A 23514-nucleotide genomic window follows, 5' to 3' on the forward strand; every position below is an offset into this window, starting at 1 on the left:
TTGTTTGGTCGGGTTAACGGTGGCGGCGGAACCAGGGTAAAAAGGGTGCGATATTTAAGAGGGACAACAGCGTCAAGGCGTACCACACAGCGGCTTCCCAGGTACGAGAACTGGTTGCTCCCATGCCCAGGCAAACCAGCACTAAACCACTCCAGGCGGACGCCCGAAATGAGGTTGTGCGTCGTTGTTGGCGGAATGGCTGCCCCAATGCCACCGCCTGCCAGTAATGATAGCTAAATGAGGCCACCATTATCGCCAGCCCCATCAGCCAGAATGCGTTGGCCGTTATGGTTCTCCAGAATGTCACGCGCGCAATTATAGCATAAGTTACGAATTACGAATGACGAGTTGTGACGGTGTCCTTCGTTTATCAAGGATAGCCGCTATCTATACTTATCGTCCTCCGACATTCGCCGGTCGTTGAGGAAAGCCAATGTTCGTGCCCACGCCAGCGCCGCGGCCGGGGCGTCGTAGGCATCGGTCCGATCCGGCTCGAAAAACCAGTGCCCCGTGCCGGCATAACGACAAATCGTAACGGGGCGACCCGCCGCGCGTAAGGCAGCCTCCAGCCTGTTGACCTCTGCCTCCGGTTCATACGGATCGTTTGCCGCGAAATGACCGAGATAAGCCGCCTTTGAGCCGGTGTAATCGCCGGGGCCGGTTCCGTAGAAGACGACGACGGCATCAATGGTTTCCGGGGCCATCGTGGAAAGCTCCAGCGCGAAAAACGCCCCCAGAGAGAATCCGACCACGGCCAGGGTCTGGCCTGCCGACGCGGCGCGCAGGAAGGCAACGGCGGCGGCAATGTCCGCCCGCGCTCGTTCAACGTCAAGGGCGCGGCTCAGCCTTTCCGCCTCCGGGATGGTCGTAGCCAGTTGGCCGTGATAGAGGTCCGGCGCGAAGGCGATGAAGCCGGCTTCCGCCAGCCGTGTGCAAAACGCCTTGATGGTGTCGTTCAGCCCCCACCAGGGATGCAGAACCAGAACGCCGCGCCCTGTATCGCGCGGCACGGCTAGAAAACCAGGGGGTTGCGGGGGTGTCATGGGACTCCTTCGAAAATAATCTTCCCGGAAGCTTCGTCACGGATGCTGGCTCCGGGGAGCAGCTTCCGGGAAGATATTGTCATTAATGGTGGTGCGCCGCGGCGCATGAAGTCTCTTTTGTAAATAGTGGTCAGTTGGTGGTTGACAGTTGGTAGTTGGTAGAAGCGCCGCCGTATCCAACGCTTCCGCGATTTTTGTTTGGGTGCGCCCTAAAATCAGCCCACGAGAGCGTTACTCGTTGCCGGCAGCTACTGACGGCGTCATGGGGGAGTGGCGCAGGGCCTGCCACACCTGTTCGGCGCGCAGTGGTAAACGGGTCAGACGCACGTCGGCGGCATCCTTGATGGCGTTTGCCAGCGCCGCCGCCCCCGCCGTAATGGGCGGTTCGCCCACGCCACGCACCCCAAACGGCCCAAGCGGCGACGGGTTGTTGACCAGGTTCGTCTCCAGCCGCGGAACCATATCCGCCCGCGGCAGCACATAATCCAGCAGGCTGCCGCTCAGAAGCTGCCCCTCACCGTCATAAACCATCGCCTCGTACAGCCCCAGGCTCATCCCCTGAACCATGCCGCCGTGCATTTGCCCCTGCACCAGCAGCGGATTGAGGGCAAAGCCAACGTCCTGGAACGCGACGTAATCCAGCGGCTGCACTTCGCCCGTTTCCCGGTCCACGCGCACCTTGAGCAAATGAGCGACAAAGCCGGGGGCATTTTGCGCCACGGCGGCGCTGCCCTCGCTCACGATGGGTCCGCCGCCGCCCCGCTTGCTCTGGGCGATGCGCACCAGTTGGGACAACGGCAGCGTCCGGTCCGGCACGCCGCGCACCCGCGCCGCTCCTTCCGCCAGCTCGATGTCCGCCGCGGCGGCTTCAAATTCCTCCGCCGCGATCTTGATCAGCTTCTGTTTGGCTGCTTCCGCCGCGGCGGCCACCGCGCCAGACATGGCATACGTGACCTGGCTGCCGCCGCTGGCCGCGCCAAAGGGGCCGCTGCTCGTGTCTCCCTGAATCAGGCGCACCTGATCGGGGTGCACGCCCAAAATCTCCGCCGCCACCAGCACAAAGCTGCTGTTCACGCCGGAGATGTCCACCGTGCCCACCTGAATGCTGACCGTGCCATCGTTGTCCACGCGGCAAATTGCGGAGGAGGGTTCCACGGCGGAGGGCCAGCCGCCCACGGCCAGGCCAACACCTTCGTCCGGCCCTTTTGCCGCCCGCTCCCGCCAGGCGGGATGCTGCGCCAACTCCTCCAGGCAGCGCCGCAGCCCGATGTTCGGCCAGGGTCGCCCCGTGCCGCTCAAATCCCCTTCCTCCGCCACGTTTTGCAGCCGGAACGCCAGCGGGTCCAGTGACAAAGCGGCGGCCATCTCATCCATTTGCGATTCGACGGCGAAGGTGGCGTGCGGCGCGCCGGGTGCGCGGTAGGCCCCAATTTGCGGCTTGTGCGTACTCACCTCCAGGCATTCGATGCGCAGATTGGGCCACTTGTAGTAGCCGCCCAGGAGCGCGGCGACGATGCCGCCGAGGCGGAAGGAAAAGACGCCGTTGTCCAGCACCACGCGCGCTTGCAGCGCCGTCAGCGTGCCATCGCGCTGCACGCCCGTTTTTAGCGTGATGGTGATTGCCGGGGAGGGGGTGGTGGCCAGGAAATCTTCAGAGCGGGTGAACGCCAGCCGCGTGGGCAAGCCGACGGCCAGGGCGACGGCCGCCGTCAGTGGCTCCACGATGCCATATTTCGCGCCAAACGCGCCGCCGACCGTTTGCGGCACGACGCGCACGCTGCTTTCCGGTAGGGAGAGGAGACGGGCAACTTCTTCGCGCACGAGAAACTGCCCCTGGGTGCTGGTGTAAATGGTGACGCCGCGCCCCAGGGGATCGGGGTCGGCGACGCAGGCGTGCGGTTCCAGGTAGCCCTGGTGGACCATGCTCGTGTGGTAGGTGTGTTCCAGAATCAGGTCGGCGGCGGCAAACCCGGCGGCAATGTCGCCGCGCGCGAATTCGCTGCGCCCGTGGACGTTGTTTGGCAGCGCATTCGCGCCGTTTTTGCCTACGCCCTCGTTGGTGTGGACGGCGGTCAGGTCGGATTCTTCGCGGGGAAGGCCACGCGGCCAAACGGTGGGCGCGTCCGGGGACATGGCCGATAGGGCATCGGCGACAACGGGCCGCGGGTCGTAATTAACGTCTACGAAATCGACGGCATCGTGCGCGGCGGCTTCCGTTTCGGCGACGACGACGGCTACGGGCTGCCCGCGCCAGAGGACTTCCTCTTTAGCCAGCACGGCGCTGTTGCGGGAGGTGATGACGCGGTCGCGGGTGGGCAGGTCGGCGGCGGTGAGGACGGCGATGACGCCGGGCATGGCGGCGGCGGCGGTGGTGTTGATGGAGAGGATGCCGGCATGCGCATACGGACTGAGTACGGGACGAGCGTGAACCATGCGCGGCAGGCGCAGGTCGGCGGTGAAGCGCGTGTGGCCGGTGACTTTTTCTTGGCCGTCGATCAGTTTGCGAGGCTTGCCGAGGTAAGCATAATCAGTCATGGCTGGTCCTTGAAAGGTGGCGTTGCCGGTTAGATGACGTGGTATCTATTCCATAATTGTACACGAGGCGGGGCGGGTTTTCATGGAATTGTGGATTATCAGGGGGGAGGTGACTTTTGTCAATTGCCGGCATTTTCTCCCATCCCGTACAATAAAATGCAGGCGAGTACTGCTTTCCCCTGGCAGTCGTTTCCTTCCTAATCCAATTGTCAACATTCAAAGCCCTGCCATTTGACGCCACCCTGGACCAGCCGATGCCGGCAGCCCCGGCGCTGCGCCGTTGATGGTGGGGCACGGGAGGCCATCATGCTTGTACAAACCTTATCCCCCCGCGCCAGACAGACGCGGGCCATATCCCTGGCGGCCCTTTGCGCCGCTTTGCTCCTTCTATTCCTACTTGTGAGCGCGACCACGGCCGCATCCTCCGCTTTGCTCATCGGCGATCGGTACGTTGCCGTTAGTGGCAGCGACCTCATGAACGACTGCGCCGACCCCGACCTGCCCTGCCTCACCGTTGCCTACGCCCTCTCTCAGGCCGATCCCCATGACGTCATCCGCGTGGCCGAGGGCGTCTACGTGGAGAACCTCGTCATCAACGCGCCGGTCACGCTGGAGGGTGGGTATGAGGCCGACACCTGGACGCGTGACATCGATCAATACGTGACGGTACTCGATGGCACAAACGGCCAGACCATTCCCGGCGATTGGGATGGCGACGCCGTGCGCTACCCGATGGTGATTGAGCATGAAGAAGGGTATCGCATGTATTACAACAATGGCGAGTTGGGCGGGGCTATTGGCCTGGCCTCCTCGCCCGATGGCGTTACCTGGGCGCGCAACCCGGCCAACCCCATTCTCACCCCCGGCCAGCCCGGAGAGTGGGACGACGCTCGGTTGGAAGCCCCGTTTGTGCTGCGCATGGGCGTCAATGATTACAAAATGTGGTACAGCGGCTACGAGGGGTGTGGCATTGGTTTAGCCACCAGCAGCGACGGCGTTAACTGGACCAGGTATCCGGGCAACCCGGTGCTGGCGGTGGGCGACCAGGATTGGAACAACATCTGCGTGCAGCATCCCTCTGTCATGTACGAAGGCGGCCAGTATAAGATGTGGATGATGACGGTAGGAGATGCCGGCACGGGGTGGCAACCAACGTACTCCTATGCTACGTCGCCGGATGGCATTGCCTGGACCTGGCATCCGGCCAACCCCGTCTTCCAGATGCAGCCCGCCAATGAGTGGGAAAGCATCTGGATGTGGCGGCCCTACGTGTTCCGCCTGACGCCCAACCCGTACCAACTCTGGTACACGGCTTACGGGTCTGGCGGCGCGGCCATTGGTTATGCCACCTCGCCCGACGGCATCAACTGGGTGCGCCATAACGGGGGCGCGGTCCCGGTCATGGCGGGCACGCCGGGCGAGTGGGACGAGGGCTTTGCCGCCGATTCGACGGTTGGTTTCGTCATTGGCAATGTGTTTGCCATGTATTATGACAACAACCACAGCATTGGCCTGGCGCATTCGCCAGATGGCATCGTGTGGACGAAATGGCCGACCAATCCGGTGTTTACGCCGGGCGCGCCGCCGCAGTGGGGGCAGAGTGTGGTGCTGTTTAATGCCGGCAGCGACGGAGCCATTCTCGACGGATTCACCATCACCCACGGGGACGCCTGCGCCACGGGCGGCGGCGGCGGCGTGGGCGTGGAAGGCGTCGTTGTCACTATCCAGAACAGCATCCTGCGCGAGAACAACGCCGCCGGACCATGTGGTGGCGGTGGCGTGGAAGTGCGCCAGCCCGGCGGATTCGTGAACATCCTGCACTCCCAGATCATCAGCAATACGGCGGCGGACGCCGGCGGCGTGGACGTGTGGGATGGCTCCTCCGCCTACATCTTCGATACGCTGATTGCCAATAACAGCGCCCGCGGCGGACTGCCCGGCGGGGGCGTCGAAGTCTCCGTCAGCAGCGTGCTGACCATTGAGAACAGCACGATCAGCGGCAACGTGACGCCGGCTAACGGCGGCGGCATTGCCGTGGACCAGGAGGCGCGGGCGACGGTGCTGAATTGCTCTGTCTTGGGCAACCACAGCGACAACATGGGTGGCGGCATCTGGAGTGGCCCGAACAGTTTCCTGCATGTCGCCGGTTCGGAAGTTTCCGACAACAGCGCCGGGCAGTCTGGTGGCGGCGTGGCGACGGAACAGGTTAATCGGGTGGAGGTGATGGGCAGCACGATTGCCAATAACCATTCAGGTTGGGCGGGCGGCGGCCTCATCCTCAGCGGCGGTTCCGCGCTGCTGGCCGATAGCCAGATCCTCGCCAATCATGCCGAAGCCTGGGCGGGCGGCGTGTGGATTGCCAGCGGCGAAGCGCACGTGGTCAACGTCCTGGTTGAAGGCAACCAGACCGTGCAGTACAGCGGCGGTGGCATGGAAATCAACGGGGATTGGGGGCCTGCCCATCTGCTGCTGGAACATGCCGTTTTGCAGGGGAACGTCTCCACCGGCAACGGCGGCGGCCTGAACGTCTGGCATTCGTCCGCCGACTTGCTGGATGTGCAATTCCTGGGGAATCACAACAGCGAGAGCGGCGGTGGCCTGGCTGTGAGCGCGCAAGGCGCGGCGGTGGTGATGGATTCGCTGTTCAATGAGAACAGCGCTATCTGGGGCGGGGCCTTGTTCGTGGGCGAACTGGGGAATCTGGTTCTGGAGCGCAGCGTGGTCACGGCAAACCATGCCGACGACAGCGGCGGCGGTCTGTTCGCGGGGTATGAATCGTCCGTGACCGTTGCCGGCAGCGCCTTCGACTACAACAGCGCCGGCTCGCAGGGGGGTGGCTTGTGGCATCATGGCTCGCTGACCATGATGGACACGGTGGTGCGCCACAATGTGGCGGGCAGCATTGGTGGCGGCATTACGTCCTGCTGCCCGGAGGGGGGCGGTCCGCTGACGATGACCAACTGCCTGGTGGCGAACAACGAGGGAACCTATGGCGGTGGCATCGCCCCGTTTTGGTTTGGCGTGTTGACCAACGTGACGGTGACGAATAACACCTGCGCGGAAGCGGGTTGCGTCGGCGGCGTGGATGCGGCGCGCAACGACCTGAACCAGATGCACTGGTTCCGCAACAGTATCCTCTGGGGCAACCAGAACAGCGATCTGGGGTGTGAGCCGGGCTTCTGCCGCGCGGATGCGTCGGACATTGGCGTGGGGGGCGTGTACAGTGGCATGGGCAACCTGTCCACGGATCCGCAGTTTGTGGATGCGGCGGGTGAGGATTATCATCTGGCAGCGTGGTCTCCGGTGATAGATGCCGGCACACCATACGGCGCGCCCGACCATGACTATGATGGCGATCCGCGCCCGTTGGGGTATGGCTTTGACATGGGGTACGACGAGTTCGTGGGGACGCCCGACCCGTTGTATGTGGACATTTTCACCAACAAGGCGCAGTACGTCCCCGGCGATACGATGGTCGTGGGGCTGGAGGTGGTGAACGCCACCCGGCAACCGCGACCCGGCGTGCTGCTGCTCACGTTGTCCACGCCGTGGGGAGACAATACGTTGCTGACCCTGCCGCTGGTCCGTCCACCGAAGAGTACGCTCTTCCTGCCGCAGTTGTTCAGTCTGACGCTGCCCACGTTGCCGGATGGGCAGTATGCGTGGCTGCTTTCGTGGCAGCCGTATGGCGAGGCGGATGCCGCGCCGTGGAGTTTTAGCAGTCCGTAATGAGTGGAAGGAGGATGCCGGCATGGGGAAATGCCGGCATCCTCTCTCATCCTCACACCCATGCCGCGGCGGAAAGTCGCCAGTCAAATCCGCTCTGCCACGGAAACCTGATAATTCGCCAATGGCTGCCGCGTGGAGTGCCAGATTCAGGGTGTCTCTACCTTGTTGGATCGACAGCCCATGTCAATGCCGGCACGATCAACATTGACCAACCACGGCGTACGCTATCCGACAATGTTGCACGAGAAGACCGTATTGCTCATCGGCTCTTTCGGACTTCGCGTGATTTACGCCACATAGGGGTTTGGCGTTGAGGCTTTATCTGGTTCTTGCGCACATATTCCGGCCAAAAGCCGCCACTCTCCACGAATGCCCGGAGAACCAGATCATCTTAATCTTACAGGATTTCCCCAATCGGGGTCTTTCTCGCATTCGTGCAGTATAATTTGGCAAGTCAATCTGAGACCGCTAGAACACGAAGGGAGAATGATGGCGATCCCCGAACCTTTCACAGCAGTCGCATTTAGTGCTGGTGTCATAACAAATCTGGCAACGGATATCCTAAAACATCGCTCGCAATATGCAAAAAACCCGCTTATGGTTCGCGCACTCAAATGGGCTGGTTTCCGTGAAACTGAATTTGAAGAGCGAATTCATAACACGCTTGTTGAAGCGTTAACCATCTATTTTGAGACTAATGAAGCTTTTCGAATACAGGGCATCGTTTCATTCTTCAAACATCCTGTTACGGCTCAGCAGATTGCGGATTATGTCATGGATGGCAAGCAGATTGACCAGTCACAATTGCAGGCTTTGCTGGAGCAATCGATCAGTCAGCAAACAATTTCTCAATTACTGATCAAAAAACGCGACCTGGACATTGAACAAGTCGTACCCAGTTTTCTCAGCAGCTATCAAAAAGCGTTAAACAGGCACTTAAGCGTGCCACAAATGGCTATAATGTCGAAATTGTTGGTTCTGGAGAACCAGCAAGTTGTCGAGTTAAAAGCCAGTGAGGATCGCCTTAAGCAGTTCATCTCAGATTTGCTCAGTGAACGCAATTCCCTCCAAAATCAAGATGAGACTTCTCTCAAAGCATCTTTCACTTCAACACCCAAGCAAGCTCGAAAACGTATTCGCTGGCTTCATCTTTCTGACTTTCATACAGGTAAAGATAATTACGGGCAGCGTCAGCTTTTTAGATATATTCTCAGCCATATACGTAATTGCGTGACCGCCAATGCTGCTCCTGACCTGATCTTTATCACCGGCGATATTGCCAACAAGGGGAAGCCAGAAGAATACGATTTATTCAATAGAGAGTTTTTGTTTCCCCTTCAAGAAATCGTGGGTGAGCCTTGCGCCAGGCGCATTTTCATTATTCCTGGCAACCATGATGTAGACCGTAACCAGGCCCGTGCGGTTAAACGGTATGGCATCTTTTTGGACGTGCCTGAATTCCTGGATCCGACACAGGAAGGTTTGAACGAACGTCAATACTTGTTCCCACGGTTTGAAGCATTTGTGGAAAATGATTTTACGGCTGACACGCCCCACTGGTTGTCTTCAACAGAGGGTTTTTCGACGCGAGAAGTTGAAATAAATGGGTGCAAACTCGGTGTATTAAGCCTTAATACGGCCTGGTTATCTGGCAGTGATGACGACCGTCATCAAATGTCCTTTGGCAAGGGGATGCTAGAGGAAGGCCTAAATAGGCTTGAGGATTGTGATTTTCGAATTGTATTACTCAACGTTCGCTCAAATTTTGCGGATAAAACCAAATTTGGTATACCCATATCCTATGGTAGACATTAACAGGTTCGACATACAGACAGAGCGAGTAGATGACATCCCGCTCATTTACAATTCGCTACAAAAAATGGGCATTCAAGCCATTGTGGATAGCATCATCGTCCCCCATGGCAACTGGCAGGGGTTGACGCCCGGTTGGGTCATTACCATCTGGCTGATACATATCCTGGTCAAGCACACCCACCGGATGGATTGCGTTCAGGAGTGGGTTGCCAAACACTTGTTGACACTGGGACACCTAACTGGGCAACTGGTTACGCCGTTAGATTTCACCGATGACCGGTTAGCCCTTTGTCTGCGGTATCTACAGCCGCAAAGCGACTGGGCTGAGGTCGAAAGTCGCCTGGGCAATCGCCTGGTGCGGGTCTATGACCTGGCCAAGAAACTGCCCGAACGGTGGTGTGCGCGGCTAGATGGCACCGTTGGCATTGTCAACCACGACCCCAACGGGTCGTGGCTGTTCCAGGTTGGCAAAGCCAAGAATGGTTTGTTCGAGACCCTGTACAAAATGATGATCGGCAGCCTCGACCCCTTGGGTTTACCGCTGGCGGTGGATATCGTCCCAGGCAACCGGGCTGATGACCCACTCTACATTCCCATTTACCAGCGCATCAAGCAGACTTTTCCGGGTCGGGCGCTGCTGGTCGTGGGAGATAGCAAGATGAGCGCGCTCCTGACACGCGCCACCGTCGCCAACAACAACGACCACTATTTGACACCCCTGGCCTATCTCAAAGATGAACCCAAGCTGCTCGACGAACTGCTGGTCGGACAGCAAGAGCGGGAAGCCCAGATACCGCTTATCTTTTTGGATGGGGCGCTGCCGACCAATGGCACAGCGCCCAATGCGGCTGATGCGGTGGCGCGGGGTTTTGAAGTCAGCCGGTCGCGCAGCGCCATCGTCAATAAGCGCCACGTCACCTGGCAAGAGCGTTTGCTGGTGGTGCGTTCCTTCAGCTACATGCAGAGTGAACGAGACGCATTACAGAAACGGTTGGATAAAGCCGAAGCCGCTTTACGCGCCCTGACACCGCCACGGCAACGCGGCAAAAAGCAGATAGAAGACGAGAAAACGCTGTTAGCGGCCATCAAGCGCATCCAAAAACAGTACAAAGTGTCCGGCTTATTCGTCTGCACGACTAAACGTGAGGTCGCGGAGCGTCCGATACGCGCCTATAAAGACAAGCCAGCGCGGGTGGAAAAGACGGTGCGCTACCAATTGACCGTACAGCGTGACCTGGTGGCGATTGCCGCGGCCATGTTCAAGATGGGGTGGCGGATTTATGCCACCAACGCGCCCGCTGTCGAGTTGTCATTGACCCAGGCGGTGCAAGCCTATCGCAGCCAGTACGTCGCGGAGAACATCTTTCGTCGTCTGCAAGGCAAGTTGCTCTCCATTACCCCGGTCTATGTGCAGCGTGATGACCATGCCGAAGGACTTTTCCACCTGCTGACCCTGGCAGCCCGGGTATTGGCTCTGGGTGATTACGTGGCTAAAGAGGCGTTGGCGGAGGTCAAAGAGGAATTGACCGGCATTTTTCCGGGTAATCCCAAACGAGGCACCGCCACGCCCACGATGGAGCGCATGCTGCAAGCCTTTGAGGACATCAACTTAACCGTCTTCCGGTTAGGAGCGCAGGTTCTTTACCAATTAACCCCGTTGACCGGTGTGCAAGAACGCATTTTGGGACTCTTGGGCATTCCGTTGACGGCCTACACGGGTTTGGCGGCCCTGCAATCCGCCTAATCCAGGGGAGGAGAGGGTCTATTATCTGTATGTGATTGGTAAAGTACGGTGAAAAGCCTCGATGAGTCAAGCGTTTACGGCATTATCGTAGTTTGCATTGTTTTGGAATCACCATCATCAACCGCAATCGCGCAAATTGACTTTTGGCATAAATTTTGAGCGAACGTTGAGTATTAGGTCATCATCCACTAGATTGGTTGCGCGATGAAGAACTACTTGCAGTACGAAGTTTGCTTGGGAAACACAACGCTCTGTACTTGCATGGGCATATGCACCGTACCTTTTCGCGTTTTGAAGAAGGTGGAGGATTTCCTTTCCTGGCCATCCAGACGGGAGCCTGTTTTCAAGCGCGGGAAGATGAAAAATGGGTGAACAGGTTATTGTGGGGCGTTTTGGACCCTGATAGTCAGCAACTGTGTATTGAGCCATTGCGATGGTCACTGTCTCATCAAGAATGGAGTTTAGACGGCGATGCATTTCCCAATAAATACCGTCAGGATAACTATTGGGTGCTGAATATGCCGGTCACAAGTGAAACGCTCGACAAAGAACAGCCCGAGGGTGTCATGATACAACCGCCTTATGGCTGGCTGTGGATAGGTAAATCATTTCTCAATGAGCGGCGGCGTCTTCTGGAGCAAGAAGAAATCATCCGTTATTTTGATGGCAGTATTCCGAGTTGGAAAGAGGCATTGTCTCCACAAATTCCTCGACGTGAAGTAGTCGGGAAGATACTGGGATCACTGAGGCACAATCGCACCGCTGAAAAGCTGGCTGTCACCGTATTGCTGGGAGCCGGTGGTGAAGGCAAATCAACAGCTTTGCGTCAGGTCGTGTGTGATATTGTCTCTCAGGGGGGGTGGCATGTTTTATGGCGGCGCTCTTCTGTTAACGCAAAACTGTCACCGGAATTCGTATTAAACCATCAGTTCAGCCCATCAGAAACGTTGCTAATCGTTTCGGATGAAGCAGATGCTATTGCTACTCAGGCTTACGAGTTGGTAATGGCTTTGCGAGAGAAAGGGCGAACGAATGTGCAATTCTTGCTCTGTTGTCGTGATACAGATTGGTACGGTGTTAAAGCACACGAGTTGCGTTGGGACAAACAAGCCATCTATACACAGGAACAGTTACAGGACCTTTCAATTGAAGATGCCTCAAGAATTGTGTCGGCCTGGTCGGAATATGGCGAGCAAGGCATGGGGCAATTGAGTGATTTGAGCCAGGATGAAGCCACCAGGCGATTTTTCGAAGCGGCCAAAGAGCAAAACGTGCAAGATGGGACTTTTCTGGGCGCAATGCTACAAGTTCGGTATGGTGAAGCGTTGCGGGAACATGTCCGCACACTTTTGTTACGATTGGAAGAAAAATCAGCCCCGGGTGGCACGTTGGTCGATGCTTTTGCCTATATTGCCGCTACGCATGCCGAGAATATCCAGAGTTTGTCTAATATGGTTTTGGCAAAGACACTGGGATGTACGATCCGTGAATTGCAGAGTAAAGTGTTGCGTCCGCTAGGCAACGAGGCCGCTCTAACTATCTCTGGTCAATACATTCTCACCCGTCATCGTACCATCGCCGAAGTGGCAATGGATTTCTTGACAAATGCGCCATTCGATGTGCAGAAAGACGATCTCTTTGTTGAGTTGGTTCGCTCTGCCATTCAACTTAAGAGGAGTGGGGAATTTGTACCGGATTTGCCAACCTGGAGATTCTTATCATCTAAGTTTTTCGCCAAGGGCTATGAACAACTCGGCATTCGTTTAGCTCGCACCCTGGTTCACGAGTCACCAACTAATTCTCATTTCCTGACTAACCTGGCGAAACTACTCCGTGAAGCAGGTGAAATAGAACAATCTGTTGAAGTTTTCCGTTCACTCCCGACTGATGTAAGACGAGATAGGGCATTGTTCTATGAATGGGCGACAGTTGAAGGCAATGCGGACAATCAAGCCCTTGACGCCTGGCTGTCGGGCGTTTCGTTAGCCGATCAAACTGAAAAAAGACCTCCCGACAACAAGCGATCTCAATTGTCCTTAGCTGGAATAGGCATAGCATTTAGGGAACTGTACCACAAGTATAACTACCGCATTTTTATTGAGTCTTGTGGTGCATCGGCACAACTGGGCCTGTCCTTGGATGCATTAAATACCAAAACCAGAAGCAATTTGGAACAAAATCTATCTATTAGCAAGGCAAACGGTGTAAACCGGATGGATTTGCGCGTCGCCTTTGAACTGTTGCGGAAAGGGATTCTTGAAGCCTGGGAACAACGAGAAGATGATTTGCCAGAGTGGGTTCCAGCAGCGGATCGGTTGACTTTTGAGAAACTATCACGGGTGTTGCGGCTTTAAGGGCGTATCTGTAACTACTAACGCTCTCTGGAGATTGGACCAATTTCACGCGTTCAATGGCGATTTTCACCAGAGCAAATTGGTCCAATCTGGCTTAGTGGCTGCCGGCAATTAAATTAGCGGAAATGTGCGGGCAGCTTGTCAGTAACCGCCCGTAAAAAGTGTGAAGTTGTTTTCGGGCGGTTATTAGTAGTTACGCTGTAGGACAATTCGCTGAATTGTCCTCCGCCGTGAAGGGACAATTTAGGCAAATTGTCCTACGGCGCCGGCAGCCTGAGCAACCTATTTGAAACACACCCATTGGCAAGGTAATGTGTACGTTTTATTGGCCGAAACTGTCCAGCAAGGCGCGGATGCCGGCAAGATTGCTATTCCAATCCGCGTCCGTATAACCAGGCAGCAGCACGGAGATGGCGGGGATGCCTTGATCGTCGAGCCAGTTGGTGCTGTCCCCGTTTAGCTCCTGGTTCGTCAGATTCTCAAAATCGGCGATGGCATAACCGGCGGCAAGGCCGTAGATGCCGGCAATCGCCGCGGAAACACGCGGCCGGTCGTGACAATTCCCCGCCGATACCAGTCCTCCTGAGGCGCGCGCTTCCCAAAAAACCACGGCGACCGGATTCCGCGCCAGGATGAAATCGCGTAATGCGGTGGTTTCCGGTTCGGAAAAGGGCGCCGCGCCGCCAGCCCCGGTGACAACCTGGTTACGCCATGTGGGATTGGCGGTCCAGCGACAGCCCCAGTTCCGATTCAGGTCTACGCCGCGGGCGTTGAGGCGACCGCGCAGTTCTCCGGGCGCGGAGGGGCTATCCGGGTTGGCAATGGGAATGATGTAGAGGGTGATGGATGCCGGCAATTCCCCCAAATTGCGCTGAAAATGAGCCACCGCTTGCTGCGCGACGGCGACGCTGCCGGGGGTAAAGCCGGCGTGCATTCCACCAATGAGGATGATGACCTGGCCGCCGCCGCCAAAGCGCACCGCTTGCAGGGCGCGTCCATTGACTGATTGGCCGTAAACGATGGTTTCCGGTCCCAGGTCGGGTGTTTCCGTGGCTGTGGGACTTGGCGTGGGGGTGTGGGTCGGGCGTGGCGTGGGCGTGGCGGTAGGGATAAGGGGCACGGGCGGGGTTGTGGAAACAAGGGGCGTGACGGTGACTGCCGTAGAGAGGGGCGTAGAGCTTGCGGTGCGGGATGGGAGTTGTGCGCTGATGCCGGCCGTGGTGGGCGTGAGGGGGGGGGCGTCAGGGGGGGATTGGGTTTGGAACCAGAGGAGGAAGAGGAGGAATGCCGGCACAATCAGTCCCGCTACCCACCACCATGCTCGCTTACGCGCCAATGGCCGGCCACACCCGCCACAAAACTGCGCCTGCTTACGATTGGCGTGACCGCATACAGGACAGAAGTTGGTGGCAAAGGCGTTGTTGTTCATCAGCGTTGCCAGCGGGGCTGCCAATCGGCGCGCCCGTTGAACGTCAATTGTGTCACTTCCGAACCGTCGCTACGCATAATGAAAACTTCCGCGTCGCCATCGCGGTAGGATGTGAACGTGATCCACTGTCCGTCGGGCGAAAAAGACGGGGCCAGGTTGCTGCTCTCGGCGGTTAGTTGTTGAACTTCCAACGTGTGAACGTGGACTTTGTAGATCTGGCGGCTGTTGCGCGGACCGGCGTAAAAGGCGAGCCATTGACCGTCGGGCGACCAGTCGGTGCGCCCGCCAATGCTGCCTACGCCCGTTTCCAGACGGCGACTTTCGCCGCTGGTCAGGTCGAGAATGTAATGGGCATTGACGCCGGACTGGTTGGAATAGTAGGCGATCTGGCGGCCATCGGGCGACCAGGTGGGGTCCTGGTTATCGGTGGGGGCGGTCGTTAGTTGGCGCAGCCCGCTGCCGTCGCGGTTCATGACCCAGATGTGTTGTTCATCGTTTTGGGCCGCGGTGAAGGCGATTTGGCGGCCGTCGGGGGAGATGGCGGGCGCGTAGAGGCCGCCGAGATGGGTGGGGCCGATGGCACGCGGGTTGCCGCCGTTGGAATTGATACTGTAGAGTTGAAAACTGCCGGCATGACGCGAAGAGAAAACGATCTCCTGTCCATCGGGAGCGAAAGAGGCGTAAAAGCTGGTGGCGGACAGGTTTGTGAGCTGCCGCAGGTTGCGGCCATCGGCGTCAATCGTGCAAATCTGGTCAATCTGATTCATGTAGCAGGTGAAGACGATGCTGCCTGAGGCTGGCTGCCGGGCGGGCGCGGCCGTGGGCGTGGCGGTGTGGGTAGGAGAAGGGGGAGGCGATGCAGTTGGGGATGGCGTCAAGCTGGGCGCGGGCGTCGTTGTCGGCACAGGAGTCGTTGTCGGTAAAGGGGTAGCTGTGGGCGTTGTTCGGGTGGGACTGGGCGGTATTTGGATGGTTGCGGGGGGCAGCGCGGCTATCTGGCTGTTATTTTGTCGCCACAGGAGAAAAGACGCGACGACCAGGATAAAAAGCGCGGCGGCAACAATCGGTAGCCAGACGGGAATCCGTTGCGTGGGAGGAGGCGGGGGGATGGGGAGTACGCGACCACAATTCCCGCAAAACGCGGCGTTTGTTTGATTAGGGTGGCCGCATTGGGAGCAGTAGCGTAGTCTGGTTTCTCCGTTCATTGGCGAGTTGTCCTGAGGTCAACGGATGGGATCTTTATGGAATGGCTCCCGTTTGCGCTATTGGTGTGCCGGCATTGTCCACAACTTTCAACCCCAATTCGCCTGCCCGATCTCGTGTCCACCGACTACGAAAGGCCTGACCGGGGGAGAGGGAGATTTGCCAGGTTGCGATGGGTTGGTTGCCGGCATAAAGCTCAACCGTAAACTGCCCAGAACTGCTCACGGCCAGGCCGACATCCACGCCAGCGTCGTTTTCCGTCAGGCGTAGGGCGGCGGCGCTGTTGGCATAGGTGAGGCCATCCAGATGGCTGACTGGATACCATTGTTCACTCCAACCCACACTTTGTCCCGGTTGTAGGATACCATTGGCCCAGAAGGTGGAAGTGGCTCCACTCCATAACTCAACGTAATTGCTGTTATCGTCTGTCCAATAGGAAGGGGCGTAGCCGGCGGGTCCGAAGAATTTGGCGCCTGCCGGCCAGCCCGGCGCATGGCTGCGCACGATGCCTTGCTGTGCTGCGTGGTCGTAGAGGGCGGCGAAGCCGTTGGGCGGGAAGAAGAAGCCGATGTGACCTTGCCAGTTGCCGTAAAAGTTCATGGCGCGGCCGCCGTGAACGGGCCAGGACATGCCGCCGCCGGCACCCGGAACGCCGCCATCCCCGCTGGAGTGAATGGTGACTTGAGATGCCGGCACGATAAACTCCGTTTCTGGAGACACTGTATTGCCGCCGAGGGTGAGCATTGCATTGAGCCAGAGTTGATATTCATGCGCCTGTTCCGTATCGTTTTTCGCATAGGGTTGGATGGTGAAGGCGCTGCTGCCGGCACGTAAAGAAATCGTGGCCCCAACTTCCATACCGGTGCGGTCATCTATATCACTGACGGTAATAGAGGTGCCACCGACGCTAACGTTCCACGGTCGCCATTCATTCAGGCCGTGTTCTTCCACGGGAAATGCCCACTCAATGCCGCCGGCGGCCAGCCACCAGCCACGATAGCCCCAGGCGGACGGTTTGATGACCGGATTTTGATACAAGAGTTGTCGTCCAGTGCCTTTGTCTAGCCAGCGATAGAGGCGACCACCCAGTTCAGGCAGAATAGTGAGGCCAACATAACCGTTTTCCAGGTGAATGGCACGATAAGTTTGCGGAACTGGCGGCCCTACCTGACCGAAGTCCAGCCGCGGATACGGGTAGGCGGAATCGTCTGGGGCGGTGGGGATGAAGGCTTGCTGGAATTGATAGGTGAGAATGGTGATGGTAGATTCCGTGGTCCAGACGCCAACATTGCTTGTCGGCGGACTGGCGGGTTCAATGGTGTATGGCAGGACGCCGTTGACTGGCGGCAAAGGGGTGTTAGTGGAAACGGGTGGTGACGTGTCGGTGGGGATGGGCGGCGGCGAGTCAGTGGGAATGGGGGTGTCGGATGTGGGAGATGCCGGCACAATTACCGGTTGGCGCACATCCGTGGCGGCGGTTGGTGGCGAGGCAGACGGCAGTGCGATAGGTGTTGCGGTGGGGGAGATGGCAGTGGTTGTTGGCGTCGTTTTTATGAGCGTTGGCGTTGCCAGTGGTGTAAGTGTTGCCGGCAAACGAATCAGCGTCGCGGTCACCGTGGCCGAAGTGTCCGTCAGTGGGATCGGAGGCGTGGCGGAAGATTCTACTTGAACCAAATAGGCTCGTGTTGGGAGGGGAGAAACAGAAGGGCGACAGGCCACCGACAGTAATGCCAGAGTAATGAGGAGCAACCAGATGTTTCGTTTCATGGGCATTTACCGCCAGAAGCCGCTATGCAACAAGATGTAAACATGTCCGCTGCTGGCCTGGATTGCCAGTCCGCCAGAGAAATCTTGTACGCGATTGTGATTGCCCCATTCGTAATTGGTGGCGTTGCCCAATCCTTGCTGCACTTCAGGGTAGGTACACCAGACCCAACCGAAGCCTCGGCGGGGTGTAGGTGGACTTTGCCGTGGTCCGCAGGTGTATTCGTCGTACCCTTCCCTCCAATCGCCGCGATAGAGACCCCATCGCCCATTGGCGTAGAGGACGTAGATATACTTATCGTTATCCTCTCGCCAAAAGGTATGGCCACCGACGAAATCTTCTTGAGCCATCCATACGGTTTTGCCGGCATTCAGTGGACAACCGAGGCTATCAAGATAACCCGCCGTGGCGGCGGCGAAGGTGCGGTCAACCCCATAGGCGCAGACGGTGGGAGCTGGCGTAGGCGTGTTTGTGGGGAAAGGCGTATTTGTGGGAAGGGGCGTGCTTGTGGGGCGAGGTGTAGCTGTGGGGCGGGGCGTGGATGTGGGGATGAGGGTGGCGGTTGGCGAGGGGCGTGGTGTGGATGTGGGGCGAGGCGTCCTGGTGGGGATGAGGGTGGCGGTGGGGCGCGTGGCGGTGGCGGTAGGGTTGAAGGGGGGAGGCGGTTCTGGGTTGCTCCCACCGTTGAGGAGGAGAATGCCGGCAACGATCAACGACAGTCCCAAGACGCCGATCAGGTAAGGGAGGATGGACTGGAGTATGGTAGGAGCGGGGGGGCGTGCTGTGGGCATAGTTGGTAAAGGCGACAAAGCGGGCAGTGCATGACGGCACTGGCCGCAGAAGCGGGCATTGCCTGCATTGGCGTGCCCACATTGGTCGCAATAACGTATCTCTGACATATCGGCGCTCCATTTAAGGCTGTGTTGCCATGCCATTGGCTTCAATCGTGATAGCGGCAATGTTTAGCGCGGGATCAAGGGTGTTAAGCGAGGGGACGGAATCATCGCTAATCGTTATGTTCGTTAACATGCCGGCATGACATTGTGGCGGCAGTTCCAGCGATAACAGATCCAGAAAACCAGATACACCGACGGTTGTTGCGCCTTCCCACACGGGAATGGCCGCGGCAGCATGGGAGACGACGTTGGCGGCAACGTGCCATTCACGCAGATCGCGCCCCAATCGCAGTTCACGCACCAGATAGGGTTGGTCCTCGCAGGTGACGGTGATGCTACCTACAGTCTGGTTGAGGAAGTGGTTATAGCCATTGCCGGTATTTATCAACAGGTGAATCTTTTGCGTCTGGAATATAGATACGGACAAACTGGCCTGCGTGGGATAACGGTCAAATGGTGGAGTAGAAGCCTGGCTTTTGAAGACGCCACTGCCAATCCTGAATAGAATGTTGTCAAATTCGTGTAGTCCCACAGCGGGGGCGGCGAAATCCAACGTGCCATTGGAGACGGCATCCAATGGAATTGGAATAAATCTATTTGCTTGGACGGGGACCGCGGATGGCGCGGGCGAGGAGGTGGGGGATGGGCGTGGGGTGACGGTCGACATCATTGTCGCTGTAGATGTGGGTAGGATAGTGGAGGGAGGTGTTGCGCTGCTTGTGGGAGAGGGAGTTGGCGTTTGGGAGGGCACAACGGGGATTGGGGGGGGAGGGGGTGGCGTGCTGGTCGGGGAGATAGCGGCGGTTTGGGGCAGGCAGCGATGGAACAGGTCAATGCCGGCAATGCAACCTTCGGTGAGGAAGAGAATGCCGGCAATGACGATGAGCAAGGAGGCCGTACCAACTAACCAGAAGGGAACACGTGGACCGGCGGTCGGAGTCGCAATGGGTATCGTGGGCAAGGACGATAATGCCGGCAACACATGACCACAATTGCCACAGAACTGGGCGCCGGTATTGTTGGCATGCCCGCATTGGCTACAGTAATATGCTTGCTTCATCACCGCCCCTGCATTGATTGACCTCCATCTATTCTTCCCCCAGATCGCCGGTAACAACACCCAGGTAGTGCCCACAACCCGTGCAAAAAACGGCTCCAGGCGCTACGACCGAATGGCAAACGGGGCAGCTACGCGACGCAGGTTTGTTTTCAATCGTCTCCTCTTCGTGCTGCCCTCCCAATGGATGTCCACACTCGGTACATAAACCAACATTGGCGGCGACAACGTGCCCGCAAACAGGACAGGTAGTCTGATCTGGCAACGCCGGTGGCTGTTCGATTTCCTCAATGGCGGTCAAGGGTAATTGGGCGCCGCTTGACACTGTTGGCGCATCATCCGTGGCCTCGGTTTCTGGGGAGGGTACCGGCACAGGTAAGGCCGGGTTTTCTGTCCACGGTAATTGGGGCGGTACCGGCGTCGGCTCCTCGTTGAGCCAGGATTCGGATGTTGGCGTATCTGTCGCTGATGAAGGCGGCGTTGTTATGATAGGGGAAGGCGTGGAGCGTGTTTGTGACTGCCGCAGATCGTAGCCGCAGTTGGTGCAGAAGTGGATGGTGGGGGTGATGGGCTGCCGGCATTGGGGACACAAAGTGGAGGGTGGCGGAGGCGCTGCTGCGGCGACGGGGTTGCCGCAGACGGTGCAGAAGCGGGCGTTTGGGGGCAGGGGGGCGTGACAGTGGGGGCAGAGGTTGGATGCCGGCATCACGCCGCGCGCGCCGCACTGCTGACAAAAACTGTCGCCTGGGAGCAACGTGCCATGCCCTTGCGGGCAAATGAGAACCACGGCTGGGGTCACGGGCACAACAAATTGCTGCGCCCGAATTTGCTCGATCTCCTGCTCGTGGGTCGCAATCTGCGTTTCCAGCATGTCCAGCGCGGCGCAGGCCTGTTGCAATGCTGGCGGCGTGACTTGCCCGGCGCGGTATAGTTGGTAGGCAATTGTGCCGGCCTGTTGGGCGGCCTGCTCACCTTGCTGCCGCAGCGTTCTGATTTTTAGTTGCAGCGCCGTAATCTGACGCATTTTTTCCGCTTCGAAAGCCGCCTGACCTGCGCGCGAACGCATTCTGTTCCATAGATCATCCATCCCGCGGTCTCCTGTCGGGTATGAGGGCGTACACAAGCACAAAAAGACGCAGGTCAAATATCACGCTGCGTCATCTATGTATCCTGTAAATCTTATACCTGAAAACGTCGATTTTTCCCTGGCGCTGTCGAAATTGGGTTGCTTTTGGGGCTATTTAACGGCGCTTACCTTTCTGGTCCACCAGGGCGCCACCCTTCTGGCGGTGTCGGCGCGCTCCCTTCGGGGTTGGCAGGGCCATAGAAATCCTTTTTCTCTGTTTTTTCGGCTCCAGTTTCGGCGCGTTCGGCGTCGCCAGCGTCACCATGGGCGCGTTGGGGGGTATGTTCGGCGGGGGCGTCTGGAGGGCCTTGCATGGCGGAAATGCCGGCATCACTCAACCCCTCGCTTGTGGACGTACTGGTATTGCTGCCTTCCGCGGCGTCACTGGAAAAACTGGCATCGTCGGGCATGTGCTATCTCCTGGAACTTGATGATTGTGGAATCATTGGGTACTGTGCCACCTTCTCTCACTTCCCTTCAAACACCTTTTCCGTCATGGTGCATTTCCCTTTGCATTTGCTGCAATTCTGGTTGCGGCAAACGTAATAGACCCACGTGCCTTTCGGTTGGTAATCCTCCCGCTGCGCGAACATGTGATAACCGCAGCAAGGGCACTTCTTTCCTTTAGCCATCTTAGCCTCCTTTCAAAACATGCTAGTTGTGTGGCACTCTTTCAGCCACGTGTGCCGGCACTTTCTCCAACCCTACCTCTTTTGCCGCAAAGATACGATGCCAACCAGGTCCCCCCGGGCAGTTTCCGGTTGCATCTTCTGATACCGTTTGGGCTTGAATAGCGTCCTCATAGGAAATGTGGTGGTTGAAATCTCCCGGCCCGGCTATTCCTTCGGGACTGGGCGAGTCTTTCACCAACATATTTCGCCTACCCTGGTCTTTCCATATCGTAGCGGCTTTCTGAGCCTCGCACGGCGGACCGACCTGTTTTCTCTAGCCCCTTGCTGGCTGGTTCAGGCAGATCTGTGTTCTCCGGTGTGGGAACATCCTGCTCGTTTATTTCTTCGGCGAACATCTCCACCTACTCTTTTTGGAGGTGACGGCAATCTGTTCATGCCGGCACGCCTTCCGCCCTTATTCTGCTTTTACGCCATGCTTCTTCTGCACTTCCTCAAACAACTGCCGATTCACTTGTTTGATCTCTTCTTCCGCGGCAGCTACTTGTTCCGTGTCATCAAGTTCTTTCATTTGCCGCTTGTGGGCCTGCAATTGGTCATGATAATTCTGCAGGTCGGTGATGATCAGCTTTGATTTATCTCCCTGCTCTATGCCCTGCATGGCTAACTGACCCGTTTCGCTCGTTCCCTTGCTGGCCAGTTCAGGTAACTCAGTTGTCTCCGGCAAAGATGCCGGCATATCTTGCTCTTTCACGTCAGATGTCACCATGTTATCCCCGATTTACCATGATACTGTTGCCACTCGGCAATGATTGGGTTTGAGTCGCGTGTGTGGGAAAAATGCCGGCATCTCCCCCCCCTTACTCGCTGGCTCTGAAATCTCTGCTTGTTCTGATGGAGATGCCGGCACATCCCCTTCCCGATAGTCCGCGCCCATTTCCTTTTCCTCAATCCTGCTGCCGCAAAAACCGCGCGCTCTCCTGCGCGCTTTGCGCCGTCAGTCGCGTGTTTTCCTCAATATCCAACAGGACGTAAATACTCTCCGCAATCACACGGGCGACAACGTAGAAAAAGCCGCCCACCAGAGCATCCAACAACAAGGTGCCGGCGCCCAAAAGAAAACTATCGGCCATCCTGACAAGGCCGTACATGCCGCCCAGGATGGTCAGCGCCAACACGCCATAGCTCAACGTCACGCACAGTTGGGCAATCCCACGCAGCGCCCCATAATCTCGGCTGGGTGGGGAAACAACAGCGGGCCTTGGTGGTACCGGACCTGGGGTTGGAACAAATGGTTTGCTTATCGGAGGTTTGTTGCTCAAAGAGTGCCCACACTTCTGGCAGTAACGCGATGTTGTTAGATTTTCCATCTCGCAATTAGGACAAACGATACGATCCATCAGCACCCTTGAATGTGAATGATTTGGGCGTGTTTCAAATGCGTTGAGCAGGCTGCTCACACCGTAGGACAATTTGCCCAAATTGTCCCTTCATGGCAGAGGACAATTCAGCGAATTGTCCTACAGCAACCGTCATCTAAAATGAAACGCCCCCGAATAATTTATGCGTTTCACAAGTCCTGGCAGAATCTTTCAGGATTTTCCTTGAATCGCCTTGATTCCTTTTTCGCTCAAATACTGCGACGCCTTCTCCTTCTCCGTCGCCGCCTCCATCACCGACCACGCCTTCTTCACCAATGCTTCCACTCCCTGCTTTGCTGTTTCTACTGTTTTTGTGGCGGTATCGATTGCCATTTTCACTCCTCAAACCTGTTTCGCGCCGTTTGCAATGAAACGCCGTTTCGTCCGCGCCCGTCCATGTTAATGCATCCTAATTCAGGAAGGTTTACCAATGTGGCTTGCTGGATTATAATTCAGATCATATCGTTCTGTCCGAGGAATAGGATGCTTCCTGAAATTAAAGACATTGCCCAAGAACTCAATATCGCGCCAGAAACCTTGTGGAAAGAAAGCCTGTTGGCTTATCTGACCAACGAAATGCGGCTGGTGGAAATGGATATCCGTGACATTCAAGACAGATACCGTTCCCGCACGCCGCAAGAGCTAAGGCAGAAGATCGAATCGAACCAGATCTACAGCCATCCTGCCTGGGAGGAGATGATTGAGTGGGAAAATCTGGTAGCTCATCAGTCCATGCTTCTTAAAATTCAACGTGAAATCAGTTAGAAT

The 23514-nt window shown here is 57.3% G+C and carries 18 protein-coding genes; 5 read left to right on the forward strand and 13 right to left on the reverse strand.

Features of this window, described 5'->3' with window-relative positions; genetic code table 11:
- Positions 1–13 precede the first annotated feature (13 nt).
- The 3 genes from H6650_06360 to H6650_06370 form a co-directional block, all read right to left on the reverse strand.
- Positions 14–307, reverse strand: coding sequence for a hypothetical protein (locus tag H6650_06360; protein MCB8951622.1), 294 nt, complete (start codon positions 305–307; stop codon positions 14–16).
- 76 nt (positions 308–383) lie between these two features.
- Positions 384–1043 carry a dienelactone hydrolase family protein gene (locus H6650_06365; GenBank protein MCB8951623.1) on the reverse strand — a complete coding sequence of 220 codons (660 nt, stop codon included), beginning with the start codon at positions 1041–1043 and terminating at the stop codon, positions 384–386.
- Positions 1044–1274: 231 nt separating this feature from the next.
- Positions 1275–3578: a xanthine dehydrogenase family protein molybdopterin-binding subunit gene (locus tag H6650_06370; GenBank protein MCB8951624.1), complete on the reverse strand. Its 2304-nt coding sequence runs from the start codon at positions 3576–3578 to the stop codon at positions 1275–1277.
- A 306-nt stretch (positions 3579–3884) separates the two neighbouring features.
- Here H6650_06370 and H6650_06375 point away from each other — a divergent pair, with 306 nt between their 5' ends.
- From H6650_06375 to H6650_06390, 4 genes are all read left to right on the forward strand, one after another.
- Positions 3885–7307, forward strand: a complete 3423-nt coding sequence (locus H6650_06375; GenBank protein MCB8951625.1) for a hypothetical protein — start codon at positions 3885–3887, stop codon at positions 7305–7307.
- A gap of 486 nt (positions 7308–7793) precedes the next feature.
- A complete protein-coding gene (locus H6650_06380) occupies positions 7794–9122 on the forward strand; it encodes a metallophosphoesterase (protein MCB8951626.1) in 1329 nt (442 codons plus the stop codon).
- A complete protein-coding gene (locus H6650_06385; GenBank protein MCB8951627.1) occupies positions 9109–10866 on the forward strand; it encodes a transposase in 1758 nt (585 codons plus the stop codon). Before H6650_06380 ends, H6650_06385 begins: the two co-directional genes overlap by 14 nt.
- Before the next feature lie 197 nt (positions 10867–11063).
- The gene (locus H6650_06390) at positions 11064–13220 is read left to right on the forward strand and encodes a hypothetical protein (protein MCB8951628.1); all 2157 of its coding nucleotides are present in this window, start codon (positions 11064–11066) and stop codon (positions 13218–13220) included.
- Positions 13221–13542: 322 nt separating this feature from the next.
- Here the strand turns inward: H6650_06390 and H6650_06395 are convergent, their stop codons facing one another.
- The 10 genes from H6650_06395 to H6650_06440 all read right to left on the reverse strand — a co-directional run bounded on the left by H6650_06395 (position 13543) and on the right by H6650_06440 (position 23079).
- On the reverse strand, positions 13543–14649 hold the full coding sequence (locus H6650_06395; protein ID MCB8951629.1) for a hypothetical protein: 1107 nt from the start codon (positions 14647–14649) through the stop codon (positions 13543–13545).
- Positions 14649–15854 carry a PD40 domain-containing protein gene (locus tag H6650_06400; GenBank protein ID MCB8951630.1) on the reverse strand — a complete coding sequence of 402 codons (1206 nt, stop codon included), beginning with the start codon at positions 15852–15854 and terminating at the stop codon, positions 14649–14651. Before H6650_06400 ends, H6650_06395 begins: the two co-directional genes overlap by 1 nt.
- Before the next feature lie 34 nt (positions 15855–15888).
- A complete protein-coding gene (locus tag H6650_06405) occupies positions 15889–17619 on the reverse strand; it encodes a DUF5107 domain-containing protein (GenBank protein MCB8951631.1) in 1731 nt (576 codons plus the stop codon).
- A 6-nt stretch (positions 17620–17625) separates the two neighbouring features.
- Complete coding sequence (locus H6650_06410; GenBank protein MCB8951632.1) at positions 17626–18516, reverse strand: hypothetical protein; 891 nt, start codon at positions 18514–18516, stop codon at positions 17626–17628.
- A gap of 13 nt (positions 18517–18529) precedes the next feature.
- Positions 18530–19492 carry a hypothetical protein gene (locus H6650_06415; GenBank protein ID MCB8951633.1) on the reverse strand — a complete coding sequence of 321 codons (963 nt, stop codon included), beginning with the start codon at positions 19490–19492 and terminating at the stop codon, positions 18530–18532.
- Positions 19493–19601: 109 nt separating this feature from the next.
- A complete protein-coding gene (locus H6650_06420; GenBank protein ID MCB8951634.1) occupies positions 19602–20657 on the reverse strand; it encodes a zinc ribbon domain-containing protein in 1056 nt (351 codons plus the stop codon).
- A 164-nt stretch (positions 20658–20821) separates the two neighbouring features.
- Complete coding sequence (locus tag H6650_06425) at positions 20822–21106, reverse strand: hypothetical protein (GenBank protein ID MCB8951635.1); 285 nt, start codon at positions 21104–21106, stop codon at positions 20822–20824.
- A 676-nt stretch (positions 21107–21782) separates the two neighbouring features.
- Positions 21783–22079, reverse strand: coding sequence for a hypothetical protein (locus tag H6650_06430; GenBank protein MCB8951636.1), 297 nt, complete (start codon positions 22077–22079; stop codon positions 21783–21785).
- 193 nt (positions 22080–22272) lie between these two features.
- Positions 22273–22521: a hypothetical protein gene (locus H6650_06435; protein ID MCB8951637.1), complete on the reverse strand. Its 249-nt coding sequence runs from the start codon at positions 22519–22521 to the stop codon at positions 22273–22275.
- Positions 22522–22917: 396 nt separating this feature from the next.
- Positions 22918–23079 (reverse strand): hypothetical protein, encoded by a 162-nt coding sequence (locus H6650_06440; GenBank protein ID MCB8951638.1) that lies wholly within the window; start codon positions 23077–23079, stop codon positions 22918–22920.
- A 150-nt stretch (positions 23080–23229) separates the two neighbouring features.
- On the opposite strand from H6650_06440, the gene H6650_06445 reads away from it, so the two are divergent.
- Positions 23230–23511, forward strand: a complete 282-nt coding sequence (locus tag H6650_06445; protein ID MCB8951639.1) for a hypothetical protein — start codon at positions 23230–23232, stop codon at positions 23509–23511.
- The last annotated feature ends 3 nt before the right edge of the window (positions 23512–23514 follow it).

It is taken from the genome of Ardenticatenales bacterium (genome assembly GCA_020634515.1).
Lineage (GTDB): Bacteria > Chloroflexota > Anaerolineae > Promineifilales > Promineifilaceae > JAGVTM01.